Genomic DNA, 10,453 nt, shown 5'->3' with positions numbered 1-10,453 from the left:
CTCTGGATTCATCTTGCCATTACTCAGTTTCTTTTTGCTCTGCTGCTTCTTTTTGTGCTTTTTCTTGTGCTTCACGAACTTGTTTTTGCTGTTCTGCAAATTTCGTCAAAGCATCAACTGTGATTAAATCATCATCTTCATCATCCATGTCACGAAGTTCAATCTCTTGATTATCGATATCTAAGACACGCATGTCTAAGCCGAGTGATTGTAATTCTTTCACCAATACGCGGAATGATTCTGGAACACCTGGTTTTGGAATTGGTTCGCCTTTGACAATCGCTTCATATGTTTTCACACGACCGACTACATCATCTGATTTGTACGTTAAGATTTCTTGTAACGTATAAGCTGCACCGTAAGCTTCAAGTGCCCAAACTTCCATCTCACCAAAACGTTGTCCACCAAATTGCGCTTTTCCTCCAAGTGGTTGTTGCGTTACAAGTGAGTATGGTCCAATCGAACGAGCATGTAATTTATCGTCAACCATGTGGGCTAATTTAATCATGTACATCACGCCGACCGAAATGCGACCATCAAATGGTTCGCCTGTGCGTCCATCATAAAGCACTGTTTTCGCATCGCTCGCAAGTCCTGCTTCACGAACCGTTGCCCAAACATCTTCATCCGTTGCCCCATCAAAAACAGGCGTTGCAATGTGAATGCCTAATGAACGTGCTGCCATTCCAAGGTGTAATTCTAATACTTGTCCGATGTTCATCCGAGAAGGTACCCCTAATGGGTTTAACATGATATCAACAGGAGTGCCGTCTGGTAAATAAGGCATGTCTTCTTCTGGCATAATGCGAGAAACAACCCCTTTATTTCCGTGACGTCCCGCCATCTTGTCTCCTTCTTTGATTTTACGTTTTTGAACGATATAAACGCGAACGAGCATATTAACGCCTGGTTTTAATTCATCGCCGGCTTCACGCGTAAAGATTTTCACGTCATGAACAATACCGCCGCCGCCATGTGGAACACGAAGAGAAGTATCACGAACTTCACGGGCTTTTTCACCAAAAATAGCATGTAATAAACGTTCCTCAGCAGATAATTCTGTTACCCCTTTAGGTGTAACTTTCCCTACTAATAAATCGCCATCTTTAACTTCTGCACCAATTCGGATAATACCCATTTCATCAAGATTTTTCAATGCGTCTTCTCCGACGTTTGGAATCTCTCTTGTAATTTCTTCTGGGCCTAATTTCGTATCACGTGCTTCTGATTCATATTCTTCAATATGAACGGAAGTATAAACATCATCTTTTACGAGACGACGACTCATAATAATCGCATCTTCGTAGTTGTATCCTTCCCATGTCATGAATGCCACAAGCGTGTTTTGGCCTAATGCCATTTCACCGGCTTCCATTGATGGTCCGTCAGCTAAGATATCGCCTTTTTCAACAACTTCTCCTAACGAAACTAATGGACGTTGGTTATAACTTGTTCCAGAGTTCGAACGACGGAATTTCGTAATCGAGTAATGATCTAATGTTCCATTATCACGACGAACGCGAATTTCGGCAGCATCGACATACTCCACAATGCCATCCGCTTTACAAATTAACGCGGCTCCCGAGTCATGTGCAGATTTATATTCCATTCCTGTTCCAATCCATGGTGCTTTTGGATTGATTAATGGCACTGCTTGACGTTGCATGTTGGCACCCATTAAGGCACGGTTGGAGTCATCGTTTTCTAAGAACGGAATACATGCCGTCGCCACCGCAACTACTTGCTTAGGAGAAACGTCCATGTAATCGACTTTATCAATCGAAACTTCTAAGTTTTCACTCGTTAAACGAGCCATTACAACATCTTCAGCAAAGGTTCCATCTTCGTTTAACAAGCTGTTCGCTTGGGCAACGACATAATGATCCTCTGTATCTGCTGTTAAGTAATCAATCGTGGTTGTCACGCGACCAGTCGCACGATCAACTCGACGATAAGGTGTTTCAATAAAACCGTAACGGTTCACTTTCGCATAAGAAGCCAAGCTATTGATTAATCCAATATTTGGTCCCTCAGGTGTTTCGATTGGACACATCCGACCATAGTGGGAATAGTGAACGTCTCGAACTTCATATCCCGCACGATCTCGTGTTAATCCACCAGGTCCTAAGGCAGATAGACGACGTTTGTGCGTCAACTCACCTAACGGGTTTGTTTGGTCCATGAACTGAGATAATTGAGAAGAACCGAAGAATTCTTTAATACTTGCCACAACGGGACGAATATTAATTAATTGTTGCGGTGTTAACGTTTCGGTATCTTGAATAGACATTCTTTCACGAACCACACGTTCCATACGCGACAAACCAATACGGAATTGATTTTGTAATAATTCACCGACTGAACGAATTCGGCGGTTTCCTAAATGGTCGATATCATCAACATTGCCGATTCCTTCCATTAAGTTGAAGAAATAGCTCATTGATGCAATGATATCCGCTGGACGAACTGTGCGAACGTCATCAGTTGGATAAGCATTTCCAATTACCGTCACTTCACGTTCAGGATCTCTTGGTGAAAAGACTTTAATCACTTGAACCGTCATCGGATCGGTTACAACGGCATCTTCACTTGGATAATACGTCACAGAGTTAAGACCATTATCAATGGCTGGTGCCAACGTATCCATCACTTGATGAGACAAGACCGTTCCTTTTTCCGCTAAAATTTCGCCGGTTTCAGGATCAACTAATGTTTCAGCTAATGTTAAATTCAATAAACGTGTTTTCAAATCTAATTTTTTATTGACTTTGTAACGACCAACTGCCGCTAAATCATAACGACGTGGATCAAAGAAACGAGCCGTTAATAAGTTACGTGAACTATCGGCTGTTTTAGGCTCACCAGGACGAAGACGTTCATAAACATCTTTTAGCCCTTCTTCAGTCCGTGAGTCGCTGGCATTTTTATGTAAATCTTTTTCGATTGTATTACGTAATGATTCGCTGTCACCAAAGATTTCAAAAATCTCATCATCCGAGCCAAATCCTAAAGCACGAACTAGAACAGTCAATGGAATTTTACGTGTACGGTCAATTCGAACATAAGAAATATCTTTCGCGTCAACTTCCATTTCTAACCATGCGCCACGGTTAGGAATCACTGTTGAAGCAAAGCCTTCTTTTCCATTTTTATCTGTTTTCCCATGGAAATAAACCCCAGGCGAACGGACTAACTGAGAAACAATAACACGTTCTGCTCCGTTAATAATGAATGTTCCTTGTTCCGTCATTAATGGAAAATCACCAAAGAAGACTTCTTGGGATTTTAATTCGCCAGTTTCACGGTTCATCAAACGTAACACAACATGTAACGGTGCGGAATAGTTGGCATCATGTGCACGGGCTTCTTCTACTGTATACTTGGGTGTCTTTAACTCATAATCTACAAATTCTAACGATAAATTGCCATTAAAATCATCAATTGGTAAAATGTCTTCAAACATTTCTCTTAACCCTTCATCTAAAAACCATTGATAAGAGTCTGTTTGAATCTCAATTAAGTTTGGTAATTCCAATACTTCACTGATTCTTGCGAAACTTCTACGTTCGCGGTGCTTTCCGTACTTTACTACGTGTCCAGCCAAGCTCTTCACCCCTCTAAAAAATCTTTCAAAATTTCTATCCGATTTATTACATTTTCGTTACATATATTAAATAAATGTAACAACGAACATTTTTAGCGGCTTTTAAGCAAAAAAAAACCAAAAATAGCAAACCTTCAGCTGAAGAGACTACTTTTGTTCCTTATTTCCTTGCCGAAACGGACAATATTTCGTTTCTGCTCGTTTTTTTAGATAGTTTTTGCAACTCCTTATTATACACAAAAGAAATACAACCGTCAACTCTTTTTTGTATTATTTTCCTTGTTTCCCTTGGATAAATCTTCTATACTGAAGGTGACGATTACCGATCTCGATATAGAAAGGACGATTTCTTTGAAACATACAAAAGAAAAAGTACTCCATTTACTAAAACAGTCGACCGCTATTTTATCTGGCGAAACATTAGCGAAAGAATTAGGCGTTTCGCGGACAGCGATTTGGAAAGCCATTCGCGAGCTCGATCGCTTAGGGTATCAAATTGAACATTTAGCCAATGGGTACCGCTATCTTTCATCCAATGTCTTAGAACCAGAAGAAATCGCGTTTCACTATTTAAAAGAAGAAAATATTTATATTCATGCTTCCGTCGATTCCACGATGAATGTTGCAAAACTTGCGACGATGAATCCTGCGCCGATTGCGACCCCTGCATTATTTGTTTCGGAAATCCAAACCCAAGGACGCGGTCGATTCGGTCGGGATTTCTTCGCGCCAAAAGGACAAATTTATATGACGTTACTATTGCGCCCCAATCAAACATTTGAGGAATTACCGCAATATACGTTATTAGCTGCAGTTGCCGTTGCTTCAGCGATTGATGAGTTAACGGGCAAACATTCAAGCATTAAATGGGTCAACGATTTATTCCTAGGGGAGAAAAAAGTCGGTGGCATTTTATCTGAAGCTATGAGCGACTTTGAAACCGGACAAATTTCTTATGTCGCGATTGGAATCGGTTTGAACTATGCGATTCCTTCCGCTGATTTTCCGGATGAATTACAAGCAAAAGCCACCTCGCTCTTTTCGGATGAAGCGCCAAAAGTAACCCGTAATGAAATCATTCGTAAAATTTGGACTCATTTTTTTGAGCTTATTGATGGATTACCCGACACTTCTTATTTAGATTATTACCGCCAAAAATCTTTCGTTCTCGGTCGCCAAGTAACCTTTACCCAGCAAGGGCGTGAATACGTTGGTCGAGCAGTCGGTATCTCAGACAAAGGCGAATTAATCGTCGATACCACTCATGGACAAAAGATTTTATCTTCGGGAGAAATTAGTTTAAGTCATATAGAAGCGCATCAGTAAGCCAGTATAACGAAAAAGCGGTACTTCATCCAAAAAATGAAGTACCGCTTTTTGATACAAAAAATACCGTTTTTTCGCGTGGTTTATTTCCCAATCAATAACGTTAATAGCAGACTCGCTAAGTAGGCACTATTAAACAAAATCAAATTTTTAATCCCATAACCAAAACTTCGCGGGTGAGGTAAACTCGCGCGATGCTCTTTCAAATTTTGATAAATTTTAGGCAGTGTCGCAAAAACAAAGAGAATCGGCCACTGGAAAACCCCTAGTAGTAACCCGAGTAACAAAGCTGCGTAAGAAGCGTACATTAACGCTTGGAATAACACGATACCCCACTCACGACCAATATAATAAACTAATGTATAGCGATGATTTTTAATGTCATCTTCTAAATCCCTTAAATTATTCGCGAGCATTAAATCTGCAATCGTAAAGACTAAGGGTAACGACGCTAAAATCATCGCGAGCGTTCCCCACAAATTACCTGTTAAGGCAAAGAGACCTGCTTGAAAATCGATTGTTAAATAAAAGACTCTTTGTAATGGCGTATTAATATAGACCGTAATCGCAAAAATACCTAAACCCATTGTAATACCACTAAAAATCTCTCCTAAAGGCATCCGCGATAAGGGAATCGGGCCAAAGGTATAAAAAATCCCAATGAAACAAACCAATCCACCCATTATGAGAAGTAACCAACCTGTTTGATAGCTTAAGATCAGACCAATCACTAACGTTAAAAAGAGCATCCCTAAGATGAGTTGTCCGACTTTTTTTTCGGATAAGCCTTCGCGACCAATCACATTTTTTTCACGTTTATACGTTTCTGATTTCGCTTTTTTGTAATCCATCAAGTTATTAATCGCCGTCGTCGTCATATCAAAAATCAACATACCGGCAAAGAATAAGAGTGTATTGACTACGTTCCATTCCTTAAAGTACGTCAACGAAAAGGCTACGCCAATAAAAAATGGAAAGATACTGGCAATTTTTGTTTTGATTTCAACTAATTCTAAAAAAACTTTTACATTCATGTGTCCGCTCCAACTCGTTTTTATTCTGCCATCCGATAATCCGATTCGGCGCTCAACTCAAACGTATCTTTGATGCCGGAAGTCACATAGACTTCTCCGTCGCGACTAATAAAGATCGCATCGGTTCCTTCTGGAGTGTTTTCCTCAACAAATGCTAAGCCTTCTTCAATTCCTTTGGCAAACACTAGCGTTGTTAAGGCATCGCCATCAATCGAATGATCGGTGATAATCGACACACTCGCAACATCATTTTCAATCGGATAACCCGTTTGAGTATCAAAAATATGATGATATTTAACACCATCAAGTTCCAAATAACGTTCATATACGCCTGAAGTCACCACAGTTTTATCCGTTTCTTCAATCATTCCAATGATGCTGCCGCGCGCATCGTTAGGATCTTGTATCCCAATTTTCCAAGGTTGATCCACGCCACGGTTGCTGTGTCCTAGAACTAAAATATTCCCTCCGAGATCAATAATCGCAGATGTGACCCCCTCATTACGTAAAATCGTCGCGACTTCATCTGCAATGTATCCTTTCGCAATGGCTCCGAGATCGATAATCATCCCTTTTTCTTCAAGATAAACGGTCTCGTTTTCATCATCCAGTTGGACTTTCTGATAGTCTAATGTCGTCAGCGCTTGCTGAATCTCTTCATCACTCGGTTTTCTCGCATCGTCAAAGCCAATGCGCCAGAGTTGCGTAATCCCACCAATCACTAGATTAAAGGCTCCTTCTGATTCCACACTGTATTCCTTCGCTCGTTTCACCAGTTGATAAATTTCAGGAGACACTTTCACCGGTTGAATGCCTGCATTTTCATTGATTTCATCAATCTCCGAATCCGGTTCATTAATCGTGATTTTATCACCTAACTCTTTCATTCGTTCAAAAGCTGGCGTCATCGCTGCTTCTTTGCCTTCGTCGTATACCCGAATTCGAGTATAGGTTCCTAGTAAAAATTGTTCTTGGACATAGGGTTCTTTTCGCAACCCTGGGGCGGTCGTGGACGTTTCACTTGTTTGACTTTCCTGTTGACTCCCACATGCAACCATCAAGGGAATCATGAAAAGAAGGGTAAGAATTCCGACTACTTTTTTGTTCATACACACACCTTCTCGCTTTCTAATTCTATTTTGTTTATCATAACTTCTTTTTTCGCAATTGAAAAGCAGTTCTTTCATCAAAAAAAAGCAAGAGGGCTAAATCTAGCCTTCCTCTTGCTTTTTTACTTTGTAATCAACGTCTTATTGTGTTGGGTTGTCAACTGTAATTGTTTCAGTGTTGCCATTTTGTGCAGCATTGATTAATTGTTCTGCATAGATAACGAAAGTATTAAAGCTAGAAGTTGCGCCTGTTACGACATCGATGTCTGATGGCACGCCTTCTTCAGTCGCCATTTTCTCAACTAAACGTTTGTTTAATTCTGGAATGAATGTTTCCGGTGCAATTCCTGCTTTTTCTAACATCATTGCATTGTAGTCGGCGTCGTCAACTTTTGATTCGCCTGCTTCGTTGATGTTATCATAGTTAGATTCTGCTACTTTGCCATCTTTCACAACGATTGAGAAGACGACACGGTAACCATTGCTATAGTTCTTTTCTTCTAATGTATACGTACCATCTTGTAATTCGCTGCCGTTATTTACTTTAATGACTTCTGTGTTGCCGGCTTGTGCAGCTTGAATTAATTGTTGTGCGTAGTTTTGGAATGAATGGAATGAGTGAGTCGCACCTGAAACCACTTCAACACCTGTTGCTGATTGTGCTTTTACTAATGCTTCGTTAAATGCTGGAATAAATTCTTCTGGTGAAATACCCGCTTTTTCTAACATCATCGCATTGTATTCTGCGTTTTCAACTTTTGATTCGCCCGCTTCATTGATATTGTCATATTTTGATTCTACAATTTTGCCATCTTTTACGACAATTGAGAAAACGACACGGTAATCATTGCTATAGTTTGTTTCTTCTAATGTATAAGTACCGTCTTGTAATGTCACAGCAGGTGCTGCCGCTTCTTCTTCTGTTTCTGCTGCTGTACTTGATGATTCTACTACTTCAGATGATGCTGCTGCACTTGACGATGATTCTGCTGTATTGCTATCTGGTGAGCAAGCACTCAATACTAATGTTGTAAAAGTTAATGCTGCGAATCCTACTAATAATTTTTTTGCTTTCATTTCAGTATCCACCTTTTTTTCAACTTGTTTTCTTTCACAAATAAGTTTGTGATTCAATTAACATTTTAGCGTATTTTTGACAGATGTCAATCCTTTCTAGTAAGAAAATTTAAAATAAAGGAGCATTCACAAAAATAAATATTCCAGGTTTTTTGTGAAATTGTTAAACTTTCCTTAGACAAATCAACGTTTCCCATGTATAATAAAACAGATTGTGCATTCATATACTATTTTATTTCTATTAAGGAGAGATTTACAATGGCTACAAAAAATATTGTCGTTGTCGGTGCTGGGTATTCTGGTGTTTCTGCTACGAAATTCCTAGCAAAAAAATTAAAAAAAGACAACGATGTTCAAATCACACTCATTGATCGTCACTCTTATCACACGATGATGACCGAACTTCACGAAGTCGCTGGTGGACGCGTTGAACCTGAAGCGATTCAATACGACTTACAACGTTTGTTTGCTCGTCAAAAAAATGTTCAATTAGTCACAGATACTGTAACTGGGATTGATAAAGAAAACAAAATCGTTACGACGAAACTCGGTTCTTATGCCTTTGACTACCTGATTTTAGGAATGGGTGGCGAACCAAATGACTTTGGTACACCTGGCGTTAAAGAACACGGCTTTACCCTATGGTCATTTGAAGATTCTGTTCGTATTCGCGAACATATCTTAACAACCGTTGCAAAAGCTGCCATTGAGCCAGATGCTGCTGTCCGTCGTGCGATGCTCACATTTGTTGTTTGTGGTTCTGGATTTACTGGAATCGAAATGATCGGTGAACTCGTTGACTGGAAAGCACGCCTTGCAAAAGAATACAAATTAGATCCAAGCGAGTTTAGCTTAAAAGTAGTGGAAGCAATGCCTACCATCTTAAACATGTTAGGTCGTAATGACGCTGCCAAAGCGGAACGCTATTTGAAAGAACAAAACGTGGAACTCGTGTTAAATGCGCCAATTATTGAAGTGGCAGCAGACCACATTAAACTAAAAGATGGTTCAATGGTTCCAACACACACTTTAATTTGGACAGCCGGCGTTAAAGGAACAACCGATGCAGCTGATTTTGGTCTAGAAGCAGCTCGTGGCAATCGTCTTGTGGCCAATGAGTACATGGAAGCAAAAGGTTACGAGGAAAATAATATCTACATCATCGGTGACTTAGTCTTTTATGAAGAGTTTCCGAATACACCAACTCCTCAAATCGTTCAAGCAGCTGAACAAACAGGTCACACCGCAGCTGCCAATATCGTCGCCGATATTAAAGGTGGCGAAAAACATAAATTCAAAGGAAATTACCAAGGGTTTATGGTTTCTATCGGCGCTAAATGGGGCGTAGCAAACTTATTCAACAAGATTCACTTAAGTGGCTTCTTAGCAATCGTAATGAAGCACATTGTTAACTTAAAATACTTCTTTGATATTCGTTCTGGTTATTATATGTTCCAATACATGATGCATGAATTCTTCCACATTAAAGATGATCGTAATGTGACTCGTGGACATTCTTCTCGTTACGGAAATGTTCTTTGGAGCGTACCACTACGTGTCTTCTATGGTTTAGTTTGGTTTATTGAAGCCGCTAAAAAAATTGTCGGCGAAGGTTCATGGCTGAAACCAGGTACTTGGTTTGGTGAAGGTTCTTGGTTTACTGGTAACAGTGTTTTCCCTTGGACTTGGGACTATGTGGATGCTGCAAGTGCTGCGAGCGATGCGACAAGTGCTGCAAGTGGTGCAGGTGAAACGGTTGAAGCCGCTGCGAAATTTGGCTTAAGTTATGCTTATGGCGAAACACCAATGGCCGTCTTAGACAGTGCCCCTGAGTGGTTCTCAAATATCATGAAAATTATGATGCCAAATATGGAAGTTGCGATGTTCTTCCAAAAAATGATGGTATTCGTGGAAATCGGTATTGCTCTAGCATTAATGGCTGGATTATTTACTTGGTTAATGAGTGCAACAACGATTGCTTTAGTTGTAACCTTCTGTTTATCAGGGATGTTCTTCTGGGTTAATATCTGGTTCATTCCAGTTGCCTTTGCACTGATGAATGGTTCTGGTCGTGCGGTTGGTTTAGACCGTTGGGTAATCCCTTGGTTACAAAAAACACTTGGTAAATGGTGGTATGGTACCCCTAAATCAATGTACGGTCAAAAATAAATATTTGAAATGATCTTTTAGGAGACGTGACAACCACAACTGTCGCGTCTCCTTTTCTGATGAAATTTCTGAAAAAAAGTATTTGCTCGGGTGAATATGTTAAAATAGAAAAAAATAGAAAAGGAGGCCACGTC

The 10,453-nt window shown here is 40.0% G+C and carries 6 protein-coding genes; 2 read left to right on the top strand and 4 right to left on the bottom strand.

Going from position 1 to position 10,453, the window contains the following annotated elements:
* Window positions 1–19 precede the first annotated feature (19 nt).
* Window positions 20–3,604 (bottom strand): DNA-directed RNA polymerase subunit beta, encoded by a 3,585-nt coding sequence (rpoB, locus tag RU93_RS05405; protein ID WP_071874596.1) that lies wholly within the window; start codon window positions 3,602–3,604, stop codon window positions 20–22.
* A gap of 351 nt (window positions 3,605–3,955) precedes the next feature.
* Between rpoB and RU93_RS05400 the strand changes: the two genes are divergently transcribed.
* The gene (locus tag RU93_RS05400; protein WP_071874595.1) at window positions 3,956–4,930 is read left to right on the top strand and encodes a biotin--[acetyl-CoA-carboxylase] ligase; all 975 of its coding nucleotides are present in this window, start codon (window positions 3,956–3,958) and stop codon (window positions 4,928–4,930) included.
* Between the two features lie 83 nt (window positions 4,931–5,013).
* On the opposite strand, the gene menA is transcribed toward RU93_RS05400, so the two are convergent.
* The 3 genes from menA to pplA all read right to left on the bottom strand — a co-directional run bounded on the left by menA (window position 5,014) and on the right by pplA (window position 8,150).
* Window positions 5,014–5,964 carry a 1,4-dihydroxy-2-naphthoate polyprenyltransferase gene (menA, locus tag RU93_RS05395; protein ID WP_071874594.1) on the bottom strand — a complete coding sequence of 317 codons (951 nt, stop codon included), beginning with the start codon at window positions 5,962–5,964 and terminating at the stop codon, window positions 5,014–5,016.
* A gap of 20 nt (window positions 5,965–5,984) precedes the next feature.
* Entirely contained in the window at window positions 5,985–7,073 is a 1,089-nt protein-coding gene (locus tag RU93_RS05390; RefSeq protein ID WP_071874593.1) for an FAD:protein FMN transferase, read from the bottom strand.
* A gap of 141 nt (window positions 7,074–7,214) precedes the next feature.
* Window positions 7,215–8,150, bottom strand: coding sequence for an extracellular electron transfer flavoprotein PplA (gene pplA, locus RU93_RS05385; RefSeq protein ID WP_071874592.1), 936 nt, complete (start codon window positions 8,148–8,150; stop codon window positions 7,215–7,217).
* 258 nt (window positions 8,151–8,408) lie between these two features.
* On the opposite strand from pplA, the gene RU93_RS05380 reads away from it, so the two are divergent.
* A complete protein-coding gene (locus tag RU93_RS05380; protein WP_071874591.1) occupies window positions 8,409–10,319 on the top strand; it encodes an NAD(P)/FAD-dependent oxidoreductase in 1,911 nt (636 codons plus the stop codon).
* Window positions 10,320–10,453 lie beyond the last annotated feature (134 nt).

The sequence above is a fragment of the Enterococcus aquimarinus genome (assembly GCF_001885765.1).
Taxonomy (GTDB): domain Bacteria; phylum Bacillota; class Bacilli; order Lactobacillales; family Enterococcaceae; genus Enterococcus_I; species Enterococcus_I aquimarinus.
The sequence above is the reverse complement of the archived record's forward strand: the minus strand, read 5'-3'. Positions and strand labels throughout refer to the sequence as shown.